17 protein-coding genes and 1 pseudogene are annotated in these 22898 nt (G+C 69.6%); 4 read left to right on the top strand and 14 right to left on the bottom strand.

What is annotated here, in order from left to right; translation table 11 throughout:
- Positions 1-46: 46 nt before the first annotated feature.
- The 7 genes from ABZ725_RS43005 to tnpA form a co-directional block, all read right to left on the bottom strand.
- A complete protein-coding gene (locus tag ABZ725_RS43005; RefSeq protein ID WP_358807812.1) occupies positions 47-1033 on the bottom strand; it encodes a hypothetical protein in 987 nt (328 codons plus the stop codon).
- Between the two features lie 78 nt (positions 1034-1111).
- Positions 1112-2359, bottom strand: a complete 1248-nt coding sequence (locus ABZ725_RS43000) for an MBL fold metallo-hydrolase (protein ID WP_358807811.1) — start codon at positions 2357-2359, stop codon at positions 1112-1114.
- Positions 2360-2483: 124 nt separating this feature from the next.
- The gene (locus ABZ725_RS42995) at positions 2484-3392 is read right to left on the bottom strand and encodes an MBL fold metallo-hydrolase (RefSeq protein WP_358807810.1); all 909 of its coding nucleotides are present in this window, start codon (positions 3390-3392) and stop codon (positions 2484-2486) included.
- A gap of 154 nt (positions 3393-3546) precedes the next feature.
- Positions 3547-4266 (bottom strand): alpha/beta hydrolase, encoded by a 720-nt coding sequence (locus ABZ725_RS42990; RefSeq protein WP_358807809.1) that lies wholly within the window; start codon positions 4264-4266, stop codon positions 3547-3549.
- Positions 4267-4416: 150 nt separating this feature from the next.
- Positions 4417-7296 carry a LuxR C-terminal-related transcriptional regulator gene (locus ABZ725_RS42985; protein WP_358807808.1) on the bottom strand — a complete coding sequence of 960 codons (2880 nt, stop codon included), beginning with the start codon at positions 7294-7296 and terminating at the stop codon, positions 4417-4419.
- A gap of 156 nt (positions 7297-7452) precedes the next feature.
- Complete coding sequence (locus ABZ725_RS42980) at positions 7453-10278, bottom strand: AAA family ATPase (protein ID WP_358807807.1); 2826 nt, start codon at positions 10276-10278, stop codon at positions 7453-7455.
- Positions 10279-10519: 241 nt separating this feature from the next.
- On the bottom strand, positions 10520-10948 hold the full coding sequence (gene tnpA / locus ABZ725_RS42975) for an IS200/IS605 family transposase (protein WP_358807806.1): 429 nt from the start codon (positions 10946-10948) through the stop codon (positions 10520-10522).
- Positions 10949-10999: 51 nt separating this feature from the next.
- On the opposite strand from tnpA, the gene ABZ725_RS42970 reads away from it, so the two are divergent.
- Positions 11000-12214, top strand: a complete 1215-nt coding sequence (locus ABZ725_RS42970) for a transposase (protein ID WP_358807805.1) — start codon at positions 11000-11002, stop codon at positions 12212-12214.
- 16 nt (positions 12215-12230) lie between these two features.
- Here ABZ725_RS42970 and ABZ725_RS42965 read toward each other — a convergent pair whose 3' ends face one another.
- The 3 genes from ABZ725_RS42965 to ABZ725_RS42955 all read right to left on the bottom strand — a co-directional run bounded on the left by ABZ725_RS42965 (position 12231) and on the right by ABZ725_RS42955 (position 16016).
- Positions 12231-12506, bottom strand: a complete 276-nt coding sequence (locus ABZ725_RS42965) for a WhiB family transcriptional regulator (protein ID WP_358807899.1) — start codon at positions 12504-12506, stop codon at positions 12231-12233.
- A 228-nt stretch (positions 12507-12734) separates the two neighbouring features.
- Positions 12735-14639: a Na+/H+ antiporter NhaA gene (nhaA, locus tag ABZ725_RS42960; protein ID WP_358807804.1), complete on the bottom strand. Its 1905-nt coding sequence runs from the start codon at positions 14637-14639 to the stop codon at positions 12735-12737.
- An 81-nt stretch (positions 14640-14720) separates the two neighbouring features.
- Positions 14721-16016 (bottom strand): MFS transporter, encoded by a 1296-nt coding sequence (locus tag ABZ725_RS42955; protein WP_358807803.1) that lies wholly within the window; start codon positions 16014-16016, stop codon positions 14721-14723.
- A 238-nt stretch (positions 16017-16254) separates the two neighbouring features.
- Between ABZ725_RS42955 and ABZ725_RS42950 the strand changes: the two are divergent.
- Positions 16255-16576 (top strand): annotated as a pseudogene (locus ABZ725_RS42950) (response regulator); the annotation flags it as partial.
- A gap of 263 nt (positions 16577-16839) precedes the next feature.
- On the opposite strand, the gene ABZ725_RS42945 reads toward ABZ725_RS42950, so the two are convergent.
- The gene (locus tag ABZ725_RS42945; RefSeq protein WP_358807802.1) at positions 16840-17457 is read right to left on the bottom strand and encodes a helix-turn-helix domain-containing protein; all 618 of its coding nucleotides are present in this window, start codon (positions 17455-17457) and stop codon (positions 16840-16842) included.
- 188 nt (positions 17458-17645) lie between these two features.
- Here ABZ725_RS42945 and ABZ725_RS42940 point away from each other — a divergent pair, with 188 nt between their 5' ends.
- Complete coding sequence (locus ABZ725_RS42940; RefSeq protein WP_358807801.1) at positions 17646-18488, top strand: alpha/beta hydrolase; 843 nt, start codon at positions 17646-17648, stop codon at positions 18486-18488.
- A gap of 680 nt (positions 18489-19168) precedes the next feature.
- Here the strand turns inward: ABZ725_RS42940 and ABZ725_RS42935 are convergent.
- Positions 19169-20248, bottom strand: coding sequence for an LLM class flavin-dependent oxidoreductase (locus tag ABZ725_RS42935; RefSeq protein WP_358807800.1), 1080 nt, complete (start codon positions 20246-20248; stop codon positions 19169-19171).
- A gap of 496 nt (positions 20249-20744) precedes the next feature.
- Positions 20745-21644: an alpha/beta hydrolase gene (locus tag ABZ725_RS42930; protein ID WP_358807799.1), complete on the bottom strand. Its 900-nt coding sequence runs from the start codon at positions 21642-21644 to the stop codon at positions 20745-20747.
- 57 nt (positions 21645-21701) lie between these two features.
- Between ABZ725_RS42930 and ABZ725_RS42925 the strand changes: the two genes are divergently transcribed.
- Entirely contained in the window at positions 21702-22310 is a 609-nt protein-coding gene (locus ABZ725_RS42925) for a TetR/AcrR family transcriptional regulator (RefSeq protein WP_358807798.1), read from the top strand.
- A 162-nt stretch (positions 22311-22472) separates the two neighbouring features.
- On the opposite strand, the gene ABZ725_RS42920 is transcribed toward ABZ725_RS42925, so the two are convergent.
- Positions 22473-22898, bottom strand: coding sequence for a transposase (locus tag ABZ725_RS42920; RefSeq protein WP_358807797.1), 426 nt, complete (start codon positions 22896-22898; stop codon positions 22473-22475).

The following is a 22898-nucleotide window of genomic DNA, read 5'->3' as shown; positions in this document are numbered from 1 at the left end:
GGCGCCTGGACAGTTCGAAGATCCCTTCTCTGCCAGGGCCGGACCGTCAGCGTCCTTCCTGGTGGTGTGGGCGGTGGAAGTGTGCGGTGAGGATGTTGGGCTTCGCGTCGAGGACGAAGGCGGCGCTGAGGACGTAGAGCTTGGCGCCATGCAGGGCGACCGAGGTCGGTCCCCGTAGGCCGTCCTCGCCGGTGAGGATGATCGAGTGGCTGCCGTCCCTGGGGTGGATCAGCGCGATCTCGTTGGCGATGTTCAGCGCGCCCACCACGTCGTCGGAACGGCCGACGAATGCGAAGTCGTCGAGGAACGGGAGCCCCGTCGCTCTGGTCTGCGCCGCCGCGGCGCTGCCGTCCGGCTTGATCGGCACCCGCAGCAGCACGCCCCGGGCGGAGTTCGACACCCACACCGCGCCCTTGTGCACCTTGAGCCCGTTGACGCCGAGCTGGTTCGTCGGCTCGTAGACCGCGCCGGACGCCCAGGCGGTGGGGGTTCCGCCGGTGATGGGCGCGCGCCAGACGATCCCGCGGGCCGAGTCGGCGATGTACAGCCGGCCGGTCCGCTCGTCCAGCGCCATGCCGTTGGGGAGGCTCGCGGCGCTGAGCGCAATGACGCGCTGGGGCCTACCGCCCGGCCTCACGCGCCAGATGCCGGTGAGGGAGTCGTCGCCGGCCGCGTAACCGACGTACAGCGTGCCGTCGTCGGTGCGCACCAGCCCCGTGGCGAGACTGAAGCCCAGCATCGGGGTGTTGACTCCGCCGTCGGCCGGCTGTGGGAGGGAGGCCAGCAGCCGCCGGTGCCCGCCCGGTGTCACCTCCTGTATCTGCGCAGACCTGGACAGCACGACGTCCACCTTGCCGTCCGGGGTCACGACCACGTTCTCCGGCTGCTGCCCCGACTCACGGTCGTACTCGACGAGGACACGCGGATGAGAGGCGGGGAAGGCGGCAGCCGCCGCCGGCTGCGAGGTGAGGGACAGAGCCACCACCCCTGCGATGGCTGCGGGCAGGAGAGTTCTTGCGATCGGAACGTGCATGTTCATTGCTCCATGAATGATTGCTGAAGGGGCATCAGGGCGCGTGGGTGACGGAGACCTCGCTGAGGTCGACGGCGCTCAGCGGAACGCGAAGACCGTGAAGGCCGCGAGTTCCGCGTTGGACGGCGCACCCGCCTCGAAGCCGTAGTACTGGCCGTACTTCGGCCGCATCAGGTCGACCGCGTCCTTGGCCACGGCAGCGAGCTGCGCCGGGAACCAGGCCGTATGGGCTCCCTGCGAAGGGTCGATGAAGCCGCTGAACGGATTGGCTTCGAAGGCTTGGATCACCGCATTCCGGATGTCGCGGTAGTACCCGAGTTCGAACTGAACGTCGGCACGGGAGCCGATGTTTGCGTGGCCCGCCGAGAGGAAGTCCCACTCCATCTCCTGGACTTCGTTCAGGTTGCGCTCTGCGAACAGGAAGCGCTCGTTCGCGGTGAAGCGCCAGAACGGCGGCTGGTCCGGCCCCATCAGGTCGGGGCAGTGGACGATCCTTTCGGTGGCGAGCTGCCACGCCGAGTGGTCGTCCGTGTGGGCCGCCCATTCGAAACCGTGCATCTGGACGCCGAGGTCCTCGAAGGCGAAGCCGCCCTTCGGCCAGGCGACGGTCTCGGTCGGGCGCGGCAGCACGCTGCCGACGGCGTCGAGCTTCCGGGCCGTCATGTCGCTGGCGACGATACGGAGCGTGAGGCCGTCCTGACGTGCTTGTTCGACGTACCGGGGGGCGTCGCCGATGTGATCGGCGTGGAAGTGCGTGTAGACGACGGTCGAGAGGGGCTTGGCCGTCACAGACTCGATCGCCGCGACGACGCCGTCGTAGCAGTGCTCGATGGGATCCATGAGGAGGACCGATTCCTCTCCTACGTAGAAGAGGGTGGCGAAGACTCCGACCTCGACCCAGTACGAGCGCTCCGAGAGTCTCTGCAGGACGAAGGGCTCAGTCATGGTGCGCCGGAAGAGCTGGTCGACATGGGCGCCTACCGGCAGGACGAGGTCCTTCGAGGGGGCGACGAACTCACCGCCCGTGGTCGAGGGGAAAGCGGGGAAGTCGGGCATGCTCGCATCCTTCTCGTTCGATCGCGGTGAGCCGCTGGAGCAGCCCGAAGTTCGGCGTCCCCACTTCAGGACCGCGTCGTGCTGGGCGTTGCGGGTCTGCCAGGTGGTCTGATCGTCGCGGCCCTCGGATCGGGTGTAGATCCTGCCCAGGCCTTGTCGGCCGGCGGCTCGGCTGGTGAGCGAGTCGGTGAAAGACGCGTGGAGGTAGCCTTCGGCGTCGGTGGTCGGCTCGCCGATCGCGCCGATGATGTCGGGCGCCCACCCGTGCATCGCGTCGGCGGCGGCCCTGGGGACCGAGGCGTCGACAGGCGTAGCCGACTCCGTTCGACCCCTCCGCGGTCATGGTCTTGACGTCCAGGTACGTGACGCCGTGTTCCATTGCCGTTCCCAACTCTCAGTCGATGAAGGCACTCCACGCCACGGTGTTGAGGTTGTCGGAGAGGAAGATGTCGTGGCCGCCCAGGCGCCGGCTCCACGACGCCGGCATGAGTTCGGCGGCGTGCGCGACGACCGCGTCCATCCAGACCTTGAGTTGGGCCTGCTTGTTGTCGTCGGGGACCTCGGCAGCGGCGGCGGCCTCCCTCAGGTCCACCTCCCCGAGCGCCTGTGCGGCGGAGGTCCGCAGGTCGCGGATGTACTCGCGATGCGTCTGCACGTCCTCGGGGCTGCCGAAGAGGGCCATGTGACCCGAGACGACGGTGTCGAAGTCGTACTCGAGCATGTGGTCCATGGCGTCGAAGTACGCGGGCACATGCGGGGAGAAGAGGAGACGGAAGAAGGGCGCGTTCTTGACGGTGAAGCTGTCGATCGCCGTCAGGATCCGCTGTTCCGGGAGGTGGATGAACAGGTTTCCCGGCTGGTGCCAGTCGCCCTTGTACTCGAGGAGGAACCGCTGTCCGTCGATGTCCAGTTCGGTCCTCGTTCCGCCGAACGTCTCGTTGGGCACGGGCCGGTGATCGTCCTGCGCCTCCTCGATGAACTGCGCGGTGGCGTCGTGGGCGATGATCTTCAGACCGTCGCGTGCCAGCAGGTGGGCGGAGCCGATGTGGTCGGCGTGGGCGTGGCTGTAGATCAGGTGGGTGACCGGCTTGGACGTCACCTCCTCGATGCCCGCGAGCAGCCTTTTCTCCAGGTCCGGGGGTGCGTCCACGACGACGACGCCCCGCTTCGTCACCAGGAACATGGTGTTCACCATCCCGCTGGTGATGCCGTAGGCGCCGCCCCCGAGCTCCGTGACGCGATAGCCGGAATCGGGGATTTCGGGGCCACGGGCGAATTCCGGAACAGGTGCGAATTCCGTCATTACTGGTGTCCTCTTCGGTCGAGATGAGGAAGGCGAGATGAGGGAAGGCGAGGTGAGGCAGTCGCGATGAGTCAATCGAGATGAGGAGGTTTGCTTGAATTCTCTTCCGGCTCCGGCTTCCGTTCCCTCACCCGAATACGTGAGGGCTGCTGCGTCAGGGGCTGGGGCGGAGCCGCGAGTGGAGTTGTTCGGCGATCCAGGACGACGCGAACCTCGTCCACGTGGCCGCGTCACCCGCGCCCTCGGCGAGTCCGAGGCTGTGCGGGCCGTGGGCGTACACGTGCACGGTGTGCGGGACGTCGTGCGCGGCCAGGGCCGCGGCGAGGCGGTAGGTGTGCTCGGGCGGGACGTAGACGTCCTCGGCGGTGTGCCAGAGGAAGAAGGGCGGCGACGCCGCGGTCACCAGCGCGTCGAGAGACGTCGCGCGGCGCAGTTCCGGCGAGGCGTCCTCGCCCAGAAGGATCATCCGCGAAGGCCGGTACGTCTCGGTCTCCATCGACGTGATCGCGTAGCCGAGGACGGCGAACTGGACCGACTCGCGCGGGTCGTTGCTCGGTGCCAGGGCCGCCAGCCCCGCAAGATGCCCGCCGGCCGAGAAGCCGACCACTCCGATGCGGTCGGCCCCCTGCTCGCGTCGACGCCGGATCTCAGCACGCAACGCCACTAGGGGCGCGGGATGCCGCACGTTCAGCGGATACCGGAAGACGTCGGCCGACAGCCCCAGCCCGGAGAGCCAGGAAGCGATCGGTTCCGCTTCGTGCGCCGAGTGCGCCGCGTACCCGCCACCGGGCAGCACGATCAGGTGGGCCGTCGAGGACTGAACCCCAACGGCACTGCCGCGTGTCGCCTGTCCTGTGTCGCGCCGATCGCCCACGGCCTACCTCCGGCTTCCGCCCGCGGACGCCGCAACCGGCCCCTCATCCGCGAGATCGCACCAAGGTCATCACCACCCGGAGCTCCTCGCCATCACGCGAACAGGTGAGGCGAGAGCGCGGGCGTCCGCTCGGCAGGAACCGGCTGAGCCTCACGCTCCCACGATCTGGTCGTGGTACTGGCTGCTCAGCTGGGCCCGGGAGCGCACATCGAGCTTGGCGAAGATGGACCGGGCGTGTGTGCCGACCGTGTTCGTGGACACCCTCAGCTCGGCGGCGACCTGCTTGTTGGAGTACCCCGTGCCGATGAGGCGCGCCACCGTGCGCTCGGCGTCGGTCAGCGCCACCCACCCGATGGCCGGGCCAGGCTCGGTGACCGCCCACCCGGCGCGCCGGACGCCCGCCTTGCGCAGCTCCTGCTGGACGCGCAGCATCGGGCCGACCGCGCCGGCCTGCCGATACGCCTCCCAGGCCCGGTCCAGCTGCGCGATCCCGTCAGCACGCTGCTGCTCGCCGAGCAGGTGTCTGCCCAGGTCCTCGCGCGCCCCGGCCAGGAGCAACGGACGGGGTCCGGTGGCCAGGACGTCGACGGCGTGGCGGAGCCGGCCACCGTCCTGCCGGACCAGGCCCTGGACGTGCGCCGCGATGCCTTCGAAGCTGGCCACGCCGCGATTCCTGGCCGCGCCGGTCTCGGCCAGCGATCGCACGTCTTCGAGGAACGCCGCATCGTCGTCGGCGACTCCGATCCCGGCCAAGATCGGCAGCCAGCCCGGCTTCCAGGGCCAGGCGTCGCGTTCGGCGTGGGCCGAACGCACCAGAGGCGACACCAACCTGATCGCGGCGGTCGGATCGCCCTCCGCGGCGGTCAGCCAGCCGTGGGTCAGCAGCAGCGGCGGGGCGTGCTCCTCGTCGGCGGGGGTCGGCCCGTTCCCGTCGAGGGCGAGCTCCTTGCGGGCGTCGTCCAACCGCCCGCGGTGCAGGGCGACCATGCTCACGATCGACGCCGCCTCCCACTCGCACATCCGCGAGCCGAGTTCGCGAGCGAGGGCGAGCAGGGTCCGGGCGCCCGCCTCGGCCTCGTCCAGCCGGCCCAGGTTGTGGTCCTGCCAGATCTGCGCGTACAGCAGTGCCGGAAGGACCGAGGCCGGGTGCGGGTCGGACTCGCTCCAGGCCTGCTTCAGCAGTGCCTCGGCATGGCGGTAGCGGTCCAGGTGTTGCAGCGCCATGATCTCCTGGGCGAAGAACACCGGCTGGGACTCGGCGCGCAGCTGACGGAAGTACGACAGGGAGCCGGCGTGGTCTGCCCCGTTGCGGGCGATCTCGGCGAGGGCGTGCACCGCGGTGACCTGGGCTTCATGGTCGTCGAGCCGATGAGCCTCGGCCAGCGCCGCCTCGGCCTGCGGACGCATCGCCCCGGCCCCCCGCAGCCGGCCCTCGACGAGTGCCTGGAGGGCCGTCAGCCGGGCCCGCATCGCGGCAGTCAGGTCCGACCTGGCCAGCGTCGAGGCACAGCGCGCCGCCGACGACTCCCAGCGGCCGGCCAGCCACAGAGCCCTGGCGAGTACGAGCTCGACGCGCCCCACCGACTCCCCGTCGTCCAGGTGCGCCAGGACCAGATCACCGACCGCCACCGCGTCGTCGCAGCGTTGGACCAGGCCCAGAACCCGGACGCACTGCTCACCGAGGGAGGGGTACGCCGGATCGGTGGGCCGCAGCGCACGGAATGCCGTCAGGGCCAGTTCGCCGGCCGCTTGCGGTGTGGCTGCCGCGAGATCGACCGCCGACCGCATGACGATCGCCGCGCACTGTGTCTCGCCGGGCTCGATGCCTTCTCGGGCATGGACGGCGACCAGCGAACTCTCGGCACCGACGGCCGCCAACTGCGCCGCGCAGCGACGGTGCAGGGCACGCCGGACGGACTCGGCCAGGTCCGCGTACACCGCCTCGCCCACCAAGCGGTGCCGGAACGCGATTCCGCCGGACTGCCAGGTCAGCAGGCCGGCGCCGATCGCCTCGTCCACCACGGTGGCGGTCTCGACGGGGGAGAGGCCGATCAAGTCCCGCACGTCACGTGGCGTCGCCGGCTGACCGAGGACGGCGAGGACCTGGATCATGTCGACGGTCCGTGGGCTGAGGTCCAGCAGCGTACGGTGCAACGCCTGGGCCACCTGCCGCGGGACCGGTGTCGCCTCCGCCGAGGAGGGCGCGGGCGCCTTGTCGTCCCCGGCGTGCGTGCCGGCCAGCGAGTCGATGACCTGCACAGCCAGGAAGGGGTTGCCGTCCACTCGCGTCAGGAGTTCGGCGGCAGTGGCTGAGGGCGGCGCACCGAGTCGGTCACGGGCGATGTCCAGGATCGCCTCGGTCGACAGCGGCTGCAGAGCCAGCCGCTCGATGGCGACCTGGCCGGCTCGGGAGCCGCTCAGGGCGCTCAGATCGTTCAGAGCGCCGTCCTGCGCGGTCCGTCCTGCCAGCACCCAGACGATGGGGAGCGACGCCAGCCGGAACGGCAGGGTCCGCAACAGGAAACGGGTGAGCTGGTCCGCCCGATCGAGGTCGTCCAGCAGCAGGAGGAGCGGGCCCGCGCCGGTGGCGGCCTCCAACCGGTTGCCGACCGCTTCGAGGAGCAGCAACGGCTCGTCCGTCAGAGCGACCAGATCCGTCAACTCGGCGCCGCTGACGAGCGGGTGAGGACCGTGCCGCAGCGAAAGCAGGAGCGCAGCCCCGGGGGAGAGCTGCCCGATCGCATCGGCGTTGGCCGTACCGGTCCGGAAGCGCAGCGCCCCCGCCTCGTGGGTGATCGCGCGCGCCAGCGTCGACTTGCCCACCCCCGGCTCGCCGGTGATGACCAGGATCTGCCCGTGTCTCCTGCGCGCCGTGGTGCGGAGCATGCGCAGAGCCGTCGCCATCTCCTCGGTACGGCCTCGCAGGATGTCGCCGGCAGGCGCACGCCGTGCAGCGGGTTCCCTCCGGACGGATCGCCTGCTCGCACCGCCCCGCTCCACCTCCGCCAGACCGGTCACTGAGCTGCCCATGGTCTTGCCTCCTTGCGGCATCCGCGCTTCGCACGACCTGCGATCAAGGATCCGCCGACGGCCGGCACCGCCGAATCACTCGATCGAGCCATACGTCCCGCGCGGCACTGCCCTGCACGGCGTGTCTCTCGTCATGGCCCGAGGGAGGCGTCGGCATCAGGTCGGGTCGGTCGCCCCGAGGCCGATGCGCTCGCCGCCCGCACCGAGTGCTCCGAGGCGGGCCAGCTCGACCCGGGACTTGATCCCGAGCTTGGCGAAGACATGCCGTAGGTGGCTGTTCACCGTGTGCGGCGACAGGAACAACCGCTCGGCGACCTCGCGGTTGGTCAGTCCCTGGGCGACGAGTCTGGCCACCGATTCCTCGGCCGCCGTCATGGCGGCCCAGCCGCTGGTGGCCGGTTCACGGACGACGAGCCGCCGGCGAATGCCGAGGTCGCGCAGGTGGCTGCGGACCCGCCGTGCGTCCCAGACCGCCCCGAGGTCCGTGTAGCCGGCGAGTGCCTGCCCCAGAGCGGCCACCGCGGCCTCGTGATCGGAGGCGAGGAGGCAGATGCCGAGATCCTCGGTGGCCATGGCCCGCTCCAGCGGTCGGCGGCACCGCTCGAAGCCGTCCGCCCCTGCGCGCAGCTCGCGAGCGTCATGCGACAGCAGGCCCTGGACATACGCGCGAGTCGCTGCGATCGCCAACGAGCCGCTGTTCGCCGCTGCGCGCCGGCGCACGTTGGCCAGCGCGAGTCGGGCTAGCAGATCGTCCCCCGTCGCGGCGGCGATCCTGGCCAGGACCATCTCGTCGGTGACGTCCTGCGGGAAGCGTGGAAGCGCAGGTTTGTCCGCGAGACCCGCCAGCCAGTCGCGTGCCGCCTTCATGTCGCCGTCGCCGACAGCGGTCAGCGCGAGCATCCAGGCAGCATGCTGCTTGATCACCGGCGCTCCGTGCGCGAGCATCACCTTGCCGATCTCGCCGGCCCGGCGCAGCTGCCTGCTGTCCGCCATGTGCATGGCCGCTCGGGCCATCGCGCACAGCCCTGCCCCGTCCAGCGCCGCCACGGCGCGGGTGCCGTCCTCGAGCTCGAATCGGCCTTCGAGTACGGCGGCGGCATCGGAGATGCGGCCGAACCGCAGCCACAGTCGGGCCTGCCAGGTCTCGTAGAGCTCATAGATCCAGTCCTGGCGATCGCGCTGCGCCGAGGCGAGTCCCTCCTGGACGATCGCGAGTGCCTCGTCCTCCCGGTCGAGGTGGGAGAGGAGCTCGGCGCAGTACACCTGAACCATCCGGATCCGGGTGTTCTCACCGGCCGCCAGGCCTTCGCGAGCCGCCTTCGCGAACAACTCGTAAGCCTCGTCGAATCGTTCGTCGGCATAGGCGAGGCCGGCCTCGGCGACGCCGAGGACGAGTGACGCACGCGGATCGCCGGTCGCGGCAGCGGCTTCGCGCGCTTCGGGCATCGACCGCAGCGCTTCCTCGACCCGCCCGCCGACCAGGAGGTTGTAGGCCAGGCACGCCAGGTGGGCAGCCTGTAGCGGCGGTGAGACGTCCGGAAGGCTGAGCGCTCGGCGACCGGCTTCGGCACGGGCGTCGGGGGAGAGGGCGAACATACCGGCGATGCTGAGGCGCACCTGCGCTTCCTGCTCGGCAGGCAGAGTGTCCCGCAACGCGGCATCGGCGAACGCGATGGCCTCGCCGGAGTTCCCGCTCGTGTGAAGCGCCACGGCGGCGATGCTGACGATCTCTCCCCGCTGTGGGTGCTGGGGTGGGGAGAGGTCCAGTGCCTGGCAGGCGAAATCCGCGGCGGTCGCGGCGTCGGTGACGACGACCGCCCTGGCGGCCTGCAGCAGGGTCGTGATCGCCACTTCGTCCCCCGGCTCGGCGCTGGCGGCGAGTTGGTGCGCGACCTCCACAGGAAGCGCACCGCGTTCCAGCAGGACGGTCGCGGCTTGGCGATCCAGCGCGCAGCGTGCGCTGACCGGGACGCCGGCCCGGACCGCCTCGCGGGTGATGTCGTGCCAGAACGCCAGCTTGGCGTCGCGCTCGATGAACAGGTCCGCGTCCAGAAGCTCGCCCACCGGCGCGAGAAGGTCCGAGGTCGGACGATCGAGCATCTGTGCCAGGTCTGTGAAGGAGAAGCGCCGTCCCAGGGACGCGGCGACGATGACCGCTTCCCGGGCCGGTACGGACAGGTGCGCCAGCCGCTCGCGCATCTTGTGGGCGACCCGGCGTGGCAGCTGGGTGTCGCGGACGTCGGCCAGGCCGTCGACGGTCTCGATGCGCTCTTCCTCCTGAAGCCCCAGGAGGGTCTCGACGAGGAGGAACGGGTTTCCGGCTGCCCGCTCGGTGAGCGCGAGGACGTTCCGGCCCGGCTCCGCGCCGAGAATCTCCGCCGCGATCGCGGTCACGGCCTTGCCCCGCAGCGGGCCGAGACCGACCCTGTGCAGGTCTCGGCTCTCGAGGTAGTCCAGAGTTTTGGCGATCGGGGTCGGTTGAGGAGTCGGCCGCGCAGCGATGATCCAGGCGACAGGGACGTCGCGCAGCCGGAGAGGCAACTCACGCAGGGCCGCCGCAGTGCCGGCGTCGACCCAGTGGGCATCGTCGACGCACACGGCGAGCGGCGTATCGAGGGCACTCTTCTCAAGGAGGGCTTCGATGTCCCGAAGGAACCAGAACCGCTGGTTCGGTTGCGGCGGCGGCGGGAGATCCTGCCGGGAAAGAAGCGGTTCGCGCCCACCGAACAGCGCTGACAGCAGCGCGGACATCTCGACGGCGCTCTCGTTCGGCTCCGCCGTGACGCTGCCTGTCCGGACTCCGAAACGATCGGCGACGGCCCTGGCCTCCGCCAGCAGCCGAGTTTTGCCGATGCCGGCACCGCCGGTGACCACGACGGTGCTGCCATGTCCGTCGGCGACTCGCCGGAGTTCGTTCTCGATGATTCCGAGCTCGCCGGAGCGGCCGCGGAGTTCACAGGGCCACCATCGTTCCCTGTTCATCGGCCGTCTCCTTTGACCCTTTGCCGACCAAAGCAAGACGCTGGAGTCGCATCCTCGCCACCGGGCCTCGACGTGCAGCAGCGCACTCACGATGGGTGCGCACAGTACCAAGCGGGTGAGGGTGATCACCACGGCCATCCCTGATCTTGCGTGGGTATCCCCGGCTTCAGCCGGGGAGGGAAACGCGTCCTCGTCCCGGAGGAGCACAGTGCCGGAGTTCGCTCCGTCTCTGTTGTGACGGTCAGGCAGGCCGCTTCTGGCTCTCGATGTACTGACGGATCACGGTCAGCGGTGCACCGCCGCAGGAGCCGGCGAAGTAGGAGCGCGACCAGAACACCGAGCCCATCCCGATGCGGTTTATCCGGCCGGTGTACTCGGCCCGCAGGTAGCGGGAGCTGACGCCCTTGAGGCTGTTGATCAGCTTGGACAGGGCGATCTTCGGCGGGTAGTGCACGAGCAGGTGGACGTGGTCGGCTTCGCCGTTGAACTCGCGCAGTTCCACCTCGAAGCCGGTACAGACCTCCCGCATGATCTCTTCGCAGCGCTTGAGCATGGCGTCATCGAAGACATCGCGCCGGTATTTGGTGACGAACACCAAGTGAGCGTGCAGGTGGTAGGTGACGTGGCGTCCGGTACGGATATCAGGGTTTGGTTCCCAGCGCGGTGACATACGCCAAGCGTAGTATCTTCTTCGAAGCTGACTGGGAAGGGGGTGGGCCGGATGATCCGTGCGTACAAGTTCCTCATGCGGCCCACTGTTCGCCAGACGGCCGCGCTCGGCGAGATGCTGCGGGACCACTGTTCGCTCTACAACGGAGCCCTGCAGGAACGCCGCGACGCCTACCGGCACGCCTCGAAGACGAGCGTCAAGTACGGGCAACAGTCCGCGCAGCTCAAGGACATCCGGGCGTTCGACCCGGAATGCCAGGGCCGTTGGTCGTTCTCGTCGCAGCAGGCGACGTTGCGCCGCCTGGACAAGGCGTTCGCCGCGTTCTTCCGCCGGGTCAAGTCCGGCGGGACGCCGGGCTACCCCCGTTTCCGGGGCGTCAACTGGTTCGACACCGTCGACTTCCCCAAGGACGGCGACGGCTGCCGCTGGGACTCCACCCCGCACGACCCGGTCACCCGTGTCCGCTTCCAGGGCGTCGGGCACGTCAGGGTCAACCAGCACCGGCCGGTCGTCGGCAAGGTCAAGACAGTCTCCGTCAAGCGCGAAGGCAAGCGCTGGTACGTGATCCTGACCGCCGAGCAGTCCCAGCCGGAGCCGCTGCCCGCGACCGGCAGCGTGGTCGGCATCGACATGGGCATTGCCAGCTTCCTTGCCGACTCAGGCGGCGAGTTCGCGCCCAACCCGCGCCACGGCCGTCGCGCCGCCGCGAAACTCGAAGCCGCACAGCGGGCACTGTCCGGCTTCCACCGGGTGCGCCGCGACAAGCGCACCAAGAACCATCAGCGGGCCGTCCAAAAGGACGCCGACCTGCACCGCAAGGTCCGCCGCCAACGCCTCGACCACGCACACAAGACCGCCCTCGGCCTCGTGCGCGAACACGACTTCATCCCGCACGAAGACCTCAAGATCCGCAACATGGTCAAGGCTCCCGCCCCGAAGCCGGACCCCACGACCCCGGGCAGTTTCCTGCCCAACGGGGCCGCTTCCAAGGCCGGACTCAACCACTCGATCTCGGATGCCGGATGGGGGGTGTTCCTGACGATCCTGCACGCCAAGGCTGAAAGCGCCGGACGGGAAGTGGTCGCCGTGGACCCCCGCAACACCTCCCGCACCTGCCCCGAATGCGGGCACGTCGCAGCGGAGAACCGGCCCACACAGGAGAAGTTCCACTGTCAGAACTGCGACCACCAGACGCATGCTGACACCGTGGGCGCACTCAACGTTCTACGGGCCGGGCTGGTCCGTCGCAAAGCCCAACCGGCATAGCGAGAAGCCCCCTCGTTCACGAGGGGGAGGAGTCACGGTGCTCGTCAGGAGGTGCAGGTGCCGGTGCCGCCGATCGACTGATCCGCCTCAGCTCGCGATCGGCCTCTGTGAGTCCACCCCAAACTCCGAATTCCTGCCGCGTGGACAGTGCGAAATCAGCGCACTTCTTTCGCGCCGGACACCCGGAGCAGATCTCGATGGCTGCCTTCTCCCGAACCCGGCGATCCAGTCCCCGCTCGCCCTGAGGAGAATAGAAAATGGACACGTCCAATCCCCGGCATGCCGCCTCCATTTGCCATCCCCACACGTCCACAAGAGGAGCAAGGGGCTTCCTTGAACCCATTTTCCCTCCCTCCGCTTTTATTTCATGCGGAAGAATTACTCCATTCGTGACCGGACGATAGGTGGACCCGGAGGGCTCCGCCCTCACACAAACGAGTGAGGGCGCTGATGAATCCTCGACGGGCGGGAGGGACGGCAGGATGACCGAGGACGACCTCTTCATGACGTCGGCCGTCCGTCACCGTGGCGAGTCCGCCTCCACCAGGGCCGCCCGGTCTCGGGCGGCGCGCACGGCTTCGGACAGTGAGGCGACGTCGTAGGCGCCGTGGTGACGTCGTCCGTTGACGAAGAACGTCGGCGTGCCCGAAACGCCGCTCAGATCCGCAGACTCGACATCCTCTGCCACCCGGTGCGCTCCGGCGCGCGCCCTCAGGTCCCGGCGGAAGTCGTCGAGGTCGAGGCCGATCTGCTCGGCGTAGGCCAGAAGGTCCTTCAGCCGCAGGTCTCCCTGGTGGCCGATCAGGATGTCGTGCATCTCCCAGTGGCGGCCTTGCAGGGCCGCTGCTTCGGCGGCCTCCGCGGCGAGCTGGGCGTTGGGGTGGACGTCAGTGAGGGGCAGATGCCGCCAGACGTAGCGCAGGTCGTCGCCGAAGTCGGCGAGCAGTTCGCGGACCACCGGTTCCGCCAGGCCGCAGTACGGGCACTCGTAGTCCCCGTACTCGACCAGGGTCACCGGTGCGCCGAGCGGACCGCGCACGTGGTCGCGTGCCGCGTCGACGGGCTCGCTGAGATCGACGATGCTGTGGCCGGAGCCGAGCAGGGCGCGGTTACGCGTCGGCGTGGGCAGCAGGGCGATGATCCGGGTCACCGACCAGGTGATCAGGAAGGACGTCACCACGGCCGCCAGAATGCCGATCTTCGCCTGCTCCAGCTGTGACCCGTGGAAGGCGAGCGTGGCAATCAGCAGGGAGACCGTGAAACCGACCCCGGCCAGGCTTCCGCCCGCCGTGACGGCACCCCAGCCGACCGTCGGGCGCAGCCGCCCCTTGCTGACGAGGGCGGCGATCCAGGTGGCGCCCAGGATGCCCGCCGGCTTGCCCAGGACGTAGCCGAACAGGATGCCGAGCGTGATGGGCGAGGTGAAGGCGTCCGACAGACGGGCGGCGCTGATGGTGAGTCCGGCGTTGGCCAGCGCGAACAGCGGCACGATGACATAGCTGGTCCAGGGGTGGATCATGCGCTGGAGCCGCTCGTTGGGGGAGAGCGCGGCGGTCAGGCCGCGGCGCAGGGTGCGTTCCAGCTCGGGCGTCGGCTGCTCCCGGAATCCGCGGAACAGTCGGCTGACACGTTCCAGGGCGTGCCGGTGCGCAGGATGGGCGTAGGTGAGCAGGCCCATGACCAGGCCGCTGACCACGGGGTCCACACCCGAGCGGAGCAGCGCGCCCCACAGGGCGATGCCGAGCACCGCGTGGACGCCCGAGATACGTACTCCGGCGGAGCGCAGCACGAGGAGTGCGGCGAAGATGCCGAGCGCCGTGAGCAGGGCGGGCAGGTAGATCGCGCCGCTGTAGACGAAGGCGATGACGGCCAGAGCCAGTAGGTCGTCGGTGACCGCCACGGTGAGCAAGAAGACCCGCAGGCCGCCCGGCAGCCTGGAGCCGAAGACGGCGAGCATGCCGAGGGCGAATGCCGTGTCGGTGGACATCGCGGCGCCCCAGCCCTGCAGTGAGTCCTGGCCCGCGTTGACGCCGAGATAGATCGCCACGGGAACGAGCATGCCGCTGACCCCGGCGACCACCGACAGCGCGAGGCGGCGGCGTTCGCGCAGCTCACCCATGTCGAACTCGCGTCGGGCCTCCAGACCGACGATGAAGAAGAACAGCGTCATCAGCCCGCTGTTGACCCACTCGCGCAGATCCAGGGACACGCCGACCGAACCGATACGGAACGACATCTCGGTCCGCCACCAGGATTCGTACGTCCCGGGGGAGACGTTGGCCCAGACGAGGGCGGCCAGCACCGCGCCCAGCAGGACCGCGGCGCTGCCGGTCTCGGTCTGCAGGAAGGCACGCAACGGACTGCGCGCTCCCTGGCCGCACGCGGTCTGTTCCGTCATGGACTCGTTCTCGGAGGGCTGGGTCATCCTCGACGACCCTTCGTGCACCGGCATCGCTCGTTCTCCTGGAGGTCATCGTGCAGCATGGTGCGAGGTCTTGCAGACGGCTCAGACCACGCGCTCCGCCATCTCGGTCTCGGCTGCCCGAACTTCGGTCGTCGCGACCCCGGAGGCCACGGTCACCGTCGGGGCCCGGTACCTCGTGCCGCGCACCAGCAGAGCCGCAAGGGCCACGAGAGCCAGGGCGATGACCACGGCGCCGTACTCCTCGGAGGTCGGGATGAGGCCTCCGCCGTGGACCACCAGCCACCCGGCGACGACGGAGGGCACTCCCATGCCGAGGTACGAGACGACGAAGAGCAGGGACAGCACGCCCGAACTCTCGTGCGGCTTGGCCAGAGGCAGCACGGTGCGGATGCCGCCCTGGAAACCACTGCCGAAGCCGAGGCCGGCCACGGCCGTACCGAAGAGGAACAGGACCGGCTCGCCCAGGTCGACGGCGACCAGGGTGAGCGCCACCCCGGCGATGAGCGCTGCGATGCCGGTGTACATCACGGTGGTGACCCGGGTGTTGCGCAGCGCGAGGACGGACCCCGCGGCGACGATGGCGAGGACGAAGAGGCCGAGACCTCCGTACACGGCGGAGGTGGAGCCGACCAGGGTCCGGAGCAGGGCCGGGCCGAGTGACCCGTAGAACCCGGCGAGTGCCCACACGGCGAAGATGACGGGGGCCACCGCGAGGACGGCGCCGCGGACCGTGCTCGGGAGCTTGATCTCGGGCACCAGGCTGGCCAGTGCTCCGGGCGCACGGGTGACGGTCTCGTCGATGGACGTGACGGCGATCGCCTGGGCCACGAACACGGCGAGCAGGCCGAGGTAGACCGTATGGGTGGGGGCGGGCAGGTACTGCACGACGAAGCCGCTGACCAAGGAGCCCGTCGCGGTGCCCAGGCCCGGTGCGAAGGCGTTGGCCACCGTGCCGCGCGCACGGTTGATGTCCATCATCGCGGCGCCGACCGCGCCGAGCGCCGCGCCGGTGGAGAGACCCTGCACGATGCGGGCGAGGAGCAGTTCGCCGACACCGCCGGCGGTGGAGAAGACCAGCATCGCCGCGGCCTGGGCGGCGATGGCGGCGATCAGGACGGGGCGGCGTCCGATGTGGTCGGAGAGCTTCCCGAGCACCAGCAGGCCCGAGAGGACGGCGATCGCGTAGACACCGAAGACGACGGTCGTGGTGATGGGGCTGAATCCCCATTCGGCCTGGTAGGCCGCGTAGAGCGGGGTGGGCGCGCTGGAGGCGGCGAGGAAGGAGACCACGACGGAGGCGAGGACGTAGAACGCGGCCCGCGGCGGTATGCGCCGACTCGACGCCATGGTGCGCTCGTGCTGCTCGGGGGTGTTCATCGGGGACCCTTCGCGGGGACGGTAATGAAGGTCATCGGTGAGGGTGAGGGGGAGGGGGAAGGCCGCACCGGCAAACTGAGTAGACCGGTCTGTCTGATGTGGCTGGCAACTAGGTGGACAGGTCTGTCTATTCCCGTCGAGGCGGGGCGGGCGAGGGAGCCTCGAGCCGGCGTGGGCCGGCTCCGTCCCGAGGATCCTCTTCAGCTTCCGGCGCGGCCGGTGAGGCAAGGTGGGTGGCATGCGCGTGCTGGTGATGGACGACGACGTCCGGCTCGTGGAACTGCTCCGACAGGGTTTTCGCCGGCCTCGACGCTGTGGCCAGGGCGATGGCCGACAACTACGACGTGATCATCGTCGACGTCATGATGCCCGGCCTCAACGGCTACAAGGTCTGCGCCCACCTGCGCTCGGTCGGAGACAACACCCCGATCCTGATGCTGACGGCGAAAGACGGTGAATACGACGAAGCGGAAGGACTGGAAACCGGCACCGACGACTACCTGACGAAACCCTTCTCGTTCGTCGTCCTCAACGCCCGGCTGCGTGCTCTGATCCGCCGGTCACGCCCCGAACGCCAGATCGTCCAGCACTTCGGCGACTTCGAGATCGACACGGGTGCCTGTCGCTGCCAAGCGGGACTGCGCCGCTGCCGAGCAGTTCTGGTCCCCGGACTGCATCCAGCACAGCGCCGAAGGGAATCCGTGAGCGGTCTGCCCATGTACGGCGACGACTTCCCCAAGGAACGCTGAGATCACGGCCATGGTGGAGTCGCGCGTTCGGCGGCTGGCCCGCGCTGTTCGTCACCCTGGCCGTCTCGCCGCGTTCACTCTGCTGCGGGCGCGGCCCTCAAGGATGCGTCCAGTAGCGTCTCGGCGGCTCGTCGGGCGTCGGTGAAGGCCTCCGCGTCGTTGCTGGAGGCCGCGAGCGCGTTGGCGCCCTCGAAGAGCACGGCCAGTTGCCGACCGAGGGTCTGCGGGTCGGCTGCTCCGGCCTCGGAGGCGGTGGCCACGAGGCGGTCGCGGAAGGCCTGCTTGTGCCGCTGTGCGAGGTGGGCGATCTCGGGCAGTTCCCCGGCGCCCTCGACGACGGCGTTGTGGAAGGGGCAGCCGCGGATGACCGGGGCCGGGCCCCCGTCGATCGGGGCGAAGATCGCCAGCAGCCGCTCGACCGGCGTCAGATCGTCGCGCTCCAGCTCGGTCTCGGCGAGGAGCGGCGTCTCCGTTTCGAACCGGAGAAGGTACTCCTCCACCAGCGCGTTCTTCGTCGGGAAGTGCACGTAGAAGGTCCGCGGCGACACGTGCGCGGCCTCGATGAGCGCTGCCACTCCGGTGGCGTGGATACCGCGTGCGTAGAACAGCTCGCCCGCCGCCTGCAGGATGCGCTCACGTGCGCCGCGTCCGCCGCCGCGGGCGGCCCTGGTGGTCGTTGCCTCTGACTCCATGCCCGGAAGTATAGCGATCGCTTTACATCCGTCGAGGAGTGGGGGTAGCGTCAGCGTCATCGAAGTAAAGCGATCGCTATACATCGATCGCCGGCCATCGATGGCGCTCAGGGGCCGACCAGCGGGTTCTGCGCGCCGGAGTATCCATCCCGGCCCCTGCGGGGGCCGGCCCAGAAGGGGAGAGTCCGATGACTCAGCTCTACGCTCAGGCGCCGGTCAAGACGGTGTCCGTCGGCAACGGCATCGACTACGCCTACCGCGAGGTCGGCGAGGGCGGGGTGCCGCTGGTGCTGCTCATGCACTTCCGGGGCAACCTCGACTACTGGGATCCGGCGCTGGTCGACGCCCTGGCCCAGGACCGGCGCGTCATCGCCTTCGACAACACCGGCGTAGGCGGATCCAGCGGCACGACGCCCGGCACGGTCGCGCAGATGGCCCTGGACGCCGTCGCCTTCCTCGACGCCCTGGACCTGGCGCGGGCCGACATCCTCGGCTTCTCCCTGGGCTCCTTCGTGGCCCAGGAGATCGCGCTGATCAGGCCCTCGCTGGTACGCCGTCTCGTGCTCGCCTCGGCCGCGCCCCAGGGCGCGCCCGGGATGCACGGGTGGGCGAAGTGGGTCATCGACTCCGTCGGCGAGCCGGAAGTCGTTCCCGCCAAGGTGCTCGACGTCTTCTACACCCGCTCACCCGAGAGCCGCTCCACCGGTGAGAAGGCCTTCGGGCGGATGTTCTCCCGGGCCGAGTTCGACGCACCCACCACCTGGCAGACACGCCAGGCGCAGTACGACGCGATCACCGCCTGGGGCATCCCGAACATCGCCCTTCTGGAGCGGGTGGCCGCGATCCAGGCACCCGTGTTCGTCGCGAACGGCGACAGCGACCCGATGATCCTCCCCCGCTACTCCCACCTGCTCGCCGGGCTCATCCCCGACGCGGAGATCAAGATCTACCCGGACGCGGCACACGGCTTCCTCTTCCAGCACCACGAGGAGTTCGCCGCCGACGTCAAGGACTTCCTCGACCGCCCGTGAACGACCCGACAACACCAACCACTGCACCGACCACCGCTCCACACGCACTGATCAACAGGAGACACCATGTCCACCAGCACCCCCTCCGGCCTCGGTTACGACGTGTTCGTCGCGGACCCGCTGCCGGCCGTCGGGGAAGAGCCAGGGCAATGGGGCCAGTGCGCCGATGGTCGCGAGGCCCTTGCGGTTCGCGGCGACGGCGCGGCCAGTGCGGCGACGGGCTCGGGCAGCTGGACCGGGGCATCACCGAGATGGAGACGTACCTCCTGGGCGCCGACCTCGACATCCTCGGTGGTCAACCGGTGGATCGCCGACGGCCCTTGGGCATAGCGGAGGAGAAGCAGCCCGGCGAGGCGGCCCTCGCCCTCACCGAGTCCCGGTACCAGGGCCGGAGGTGCATGACCGCCGGCCCTGGCACATCCGCTACTGCGCAGGACGAGCTCGACGCAGAAGGAGATGTTCGCGCTCGATCCCTCGTGCCGGGCCGCTTGTCGCGGCCTCACGGACTGCGCAGCCGGGTGACCGTCACCACGGCGTAGGGGTGGTCCGGGCCAGGACCTCATGCGGCAGCAGCCAGTTCGGTGATCCGCTCGGTCAACTTCCTGCTGCTGATCTGGTGGAGTTGATGTCCGATGATCTTGTAGGTGTGCAGGTCAAGGACGTGCGGCGGGCGGGTCAGCTCAGGTGAGGAGTTTCGCGAGCTGGGCCATCTCGGTGGGCGGGTCGATCACCGGCTGGATGAGGAGTTCGTCGACGCCGGCCTGTTCCAGGGTGGTGATGCGGGCGAGGAGGTCGTCGCGGGTGCCGACCAGGGCCAGGGTGTTCATCAGCGAGGGCAGGACCAGGTCCCGGTCCTGCGGTGCGATGCGTCCGAGGTAGTTGGGGTAGAGCTTGGTGTGCCGGTCCGGCGCGGTGGCGGTAGTGCCGCGCCGGTCGAGTAGCCGCCGCACCGCCTCGCGTTCCTCGGGGCCGAGTTGCTCGGCGAAGGCGGGTGTGTCGGCGGCTGTGTCGGCGGCGAAGGCCAGCAGTGACAGGACGAGGTGGCCCGTCGCGTCCCGGGCCGCGTCGCCGTGAGGGTCCTCGTCCTCATCGAGCAGGTGGAGCGAGGTGACCACGTAGGAGTGCGCCCGGGAGTCCGTAGGGGAGTAGGGGTCGCGGGGTGTGCCCTGGGCGGCGTGGCGGCGGGTGTCGTGCAGCGCGTGCCAGGCGGTGGGGTCCAGCAGGCCGAAGGAGATGAGGCCGGTGCCGCGGCGGCCGGCGACGGCGGCGGCCTTCGGTCCGAGCAGCGCGGCCACGACGAACTCGATCGGGTCGGCGGTGTTCACGTGCGCCCCGGCGTGCAGGAACCGGATGTCGCGGACCCGGTCACCTTCGCGGTACTCGGTCGAACGTCCGGCGCACAGGTCCTGCAGTGCGACGGTGAAGTTCTCCAGCCTGGCCGCCGTGGTCGGCCGCATGCCCAGGGTGCGCCGGGCGGTGTTTCCGGTGCCGACCGCGCAGATGATCCGGCCCGGTGCCAGGGCGTTGAGGCTGGCGAGCCCGCTCGCGGCGGCCGGGGCCGAGCGCAGCGCCGGTGAGGTCACGCCGATGCCGAGCCTGATGCGGCTGGTGGCCTTCGCGCACAGGCTCAAGGCGACGAAGGGGTCGCCGTGGACCATCGGGGTGTCGTTGACCCAGAAGCTGTGCAAGCCCAACTCCTCGGCCCGCACGGCGAGGTCCTCCACACCGGGCTGCGCGGCGACGACGACGCCTGCACGCATCAAGACCTCCAAGGTGTGAGGATTGAATCGAACCTGCTCAGCATGGCAGGTCCCGGCGCAGGGCCGTTGCGGAGTCGCGTGATCTTGTAGCGTCGCAGGGCGGGGTGGCCGTGGCTGACGCGACGAAACCCCGTTGATGCAGATGACTTTCCCAGGTCGTCTGCCTGCAACGGAGCTTCGGGTGCCGTCAGTCTGCCATGCCGTGTCTCGTCAAGACCCTGCCGCCGCACCGGGTGGCGGGCATGTCGCTGACGGAGCGGCTGGTCAGGTTGCCGGCCCCGCGCCGTAGGTGGGGAGTACGTCATCCGTCGGGTGCTGGAGCGGTCTGCCCGGGTGGGCTGGCCGACTTGGCCGGTGACGATCCGGCCGGGGCCACCACAGTCGCAGTGGACGGCAAGAGTGCCCCCGGCTCCCGCAACGGCCACGTCCCGTCCGCACATCTGCCGACCGCGATGACCGGCGACGGGCAGGCGATCAGTCAGCTGTGGCGTGCCTGCTACCGGTTGGCCGCGAGGAAGTCCTCCAGGATCTCGACAAACCGCGCCGGCTGCTCCTCGGCCGGGTAATGGCCGCAGTCGTCGAGGACGACCCCCGTGACGTCGTCGGCCGCCAGCCGCATCGTCTGGGCGGCATTCGCGCCGCTCCACAGCGCGCCGCCGACGGCGAGCACCGGCAGCGTCAGCCGGGTCTTGCTGCGTTGCTCGTTCTGCGCGATCGTCTCGTCCAGCGCCCGGTAGTACGCGAAGCTCGCCCGCAGCGCGCGCGGATCCGCGGCGATCGCGTCGACGTAGACGTCGACGGCGTATGCGGGGATCGCGTCCGGGGTGGCTGCCTTCTTGGCGAACTGGTAGCCGAAGAAGAGCCGCTCCCGCCCCCGGACCAGCTCCTCGTTGAGGTCGGTGAGCCGGTTGAAGCCGAACTGCCAGAGCTTCAGGTTGACCGCGGCCGGGCCGAAGAACGGCGGGGACGGCGTGAGGCCGGGGATCACTGCTTCGAGGATGGCGAGCCGGCCCACCCGCTCGGGGTGGTCGGCGGCGAGGGCGTATCCGGTCCACGTGCCGATGTCGTGGCCGACCACGTCGAACCGGTCGTGCCCGAGCGCGGCCATCAACGCGACCAGATCGGCGGCCAGCGTGCCGGCGTCGTATCCGTCGTCGGGCTTGTCGGAGAGCCCGGCCCCGCGCGAGTCGACGGCGACGACGGTGTGCTCACGGGCGAGCGCGGGCATCACCTCCCGCCAGGCGTACCAGGTCTGGGGCCACCCGCCGATCAGCAGCAGCGCGGGGCCGTCCCCACCGGTGACCGCGTGCAGCCGCAGCCCGTTCACCTCTACGAGCCGGCTGGTGAATAAGTCGAGGAATCCGTCAGGCAGTCGCAGCGAACTCAAGCGTGTCATGCCGGCGACCATACCCATCTTTGAACGATCGGTACAAGATGTGTAGGCTGACGGACCATGGCAGGCCGCAAGCAATTCGACGTGGACGAGGCGCTACGACGTGCGATGCACGTCTTCTGGCGCTGGGGTTATTCGGAGGCCTCGATCGATCGCCTGACCGAGGGCACGGGCCTGGGCCGGGGCTCGCTCTACGGCACTTTCGGCGACAAGAGCGCCCTCTTCCGTAAAAGCCTCCAACGGTACGCGCAGACCTACCACCCGCTGTACGAGCAGGCACTGTCCGGTCCCCACCCGAGCCCGAGCGCCGTTGTGGCCGCCTACCTGCAGGTCGCCCTGAACCGCATCGCCGACCCGACGGTCCCGGACGGCTGCCTGCTCACGGTGTCGGCAACGCAGTTCCCGGCGCTTGACGCGGAGGGCCGGGCGATGGTCCGCGCCATGATCGACGGTCTGCGGGCGAGGCTGGAGCAGGCGTTGCTGGCGGCGGGGGCCGGTGAGCAGGAGGCGGCAGAGCTGGCGTTGTGCACGCTGGCGACGAACAAATCCCTGGCGGTGCTGAGCCGCGCCGGCTTCTCGGGCGAAGACCTGGCAACCGTCGCGGCAGCCGCCGCCAAGAATGCCAAGGCTGTGCCGAATCGACCGGCTGAACCGTCGGGGCCGCGATAGGCGGGAACGGCTCCGTCGCCAATGGATCTGCAGAGACCTTGGGGCAGCCGGCGGCTCGGCAGGAAGTGACTCGGCACAGCCCTCATGGGGGCTGAGCCGACCCGGGGGAAAAAGCTGACCTGGGCCGCCTCGGTCTTCGGGCTCTTGGAGCTCGTAAAAGGGTCATGGGTGGGCCTTCTTGAGGCGTCGCCAGCAGATGAGGCTGCATGCCAGGGAGACGAAGGCGTCGTGGAGTTCGAGGCGTCGTTCCCATCGGATGGCGAGGCGTTTGAACTGGTGGAGGAGGGCGAAGGCCTGCTCGACGACGTAGCGGAGTTTGCCCAGGCCCTTGATGTTCGGGGCGCCCTTGCGGGAGATGACCGGCATGATCCGGCGTGTGCGCAGTTCACGGCGGACTACCCGGGAGTCGTACGCCTTGTCGCCCAGGATGGACTCGGGGCGTCGACGGGGACGGCCCGGACGCCCGGCCACCGGCGGGATGCCGTCGACGAGGGCGAGAGTCTGCGTGATGTCGTTGACGTTCGCCGCAGTCGTGATGACGTGGAGCGGAGTGCCCCTTTCCCGCAGCCGACCCACGAGCAAGATCAA

Origin of the sequence: Streptomyces sp. NPDC006872, assembly GCF_040635845.1 — a bacterium.
Classification (GTDB): Bacteria; Actinomycetota; Actinomycetes; order Streptomycetales; family Streptomycetaceae; genus Streptomyces.
Note: the sequence above shows the minus strand (reverse complement) of the source record. Positions and strands in the feature narration are given on the sequence as shown.

Coding starts and splice junctions, on each gene's coding strand:
- ABZ725_RS43005 (WP_358807812.1), bottom strand. CDS start 1,033: ATGCACGTTCCGATCGCAAGAACTCTCCTGCCCGCAGCCATCGCAGGG.
- ABZ725_RS43000 (WP_358807811.1), bottom strand. CDS start 2,359: ATGCACGGGTGGGCGCCCGACATCATCGGCGCGATCGGCGAGCCGACC.
- ABZ725_RS42995 (WP_358807810.1), bottom strand. CDS start 3,392: ATGACGGAATTCGCACCTGTTCCGGAATTCGCCCGTGGCCCCGAAATC.
- ABZ725_RS42985 (WP_358807808.1), bottom strand. CDS start 7,296: ATGGGCAGCTCAGTGACCGGTCTGGCGGAGGTGGAGCGGGGCGGTGCG.
- ABZ725_RS42980 (WP_358807807.1), bottom strand. CDS start 10,278: ATGAACAGGGAACGATGGTGGCCCTGTGAACTCCGCGGCCGCTCCGGC.
- tnpA (WP_358807806.1), bottom strand. CDS start 10,948: ATGTCACCGCGCTGGGAACCAAACCCTGATATCCGTACCGGACGCCAC.
- ABZ725_RS42970 (WP_358807805.1), top strand. CDS start 11,000: ATGATCCGTGCGTACAAGTTCCTCATGCGGCCCACTGTTCGCCAGACG.
- ABZ725_RS42965 (WP_358807899.1), bottom strand. CDS start 12,506: ATGGAGGCGGCATGCCGGGGATTGGACGTGTCCATTTTCTATTCTCCT.
- nhaA (WP_358807804.1), bottom strand. CDS start 14,639: ATGACCCAGCCCTCCGAGAACGAGTCCATGACGGAACAGACCGCGTGC.
- ABZ725_RS42955 (WP_358807803.1), bottom strand. CDS start 16,016: ATGAACACCCCCGAGCAGCACGAGCGCACCATGGCGTCGAGTCGGCGC.
- ABZ725_RS42945 (WP_358807802.1), bottom strand. CDS start 17,457: ATGGAGTCAGAGGCAACGACCACCAGGGCCGCCCGCGGCGGCGGACGC.
- ABZ725_RS42940 (WP_358807801.1), top strand. CDS start 17,646: ATGACTCAGCTCTACGCTCAGGCGCCGGTCAAGACGGTGTCCGTCGGC.
- ABZ725_RS42935 (WP_358807800.1), bottom strand. CDS start 20,248: ATGCGTGCAGGCGTCGTCGTCGCCGCGCAGCCCGGTGTGGAGGACCTC.
- ABZ725_RS42930 (WP_358807799.1), bottom strand. CDS start 21,644: ATGACACGCTTGAGTTCGCTGCGACTGCCTGACGGATTCCTCGACTTA.
- ABZ725_RS42925 (WP_358807798.1), top strand. CDS start 21,702: ATGGCAGGCCGCAAGCAATTCGACGTGGACGAGGCGCTACGACGTGCG.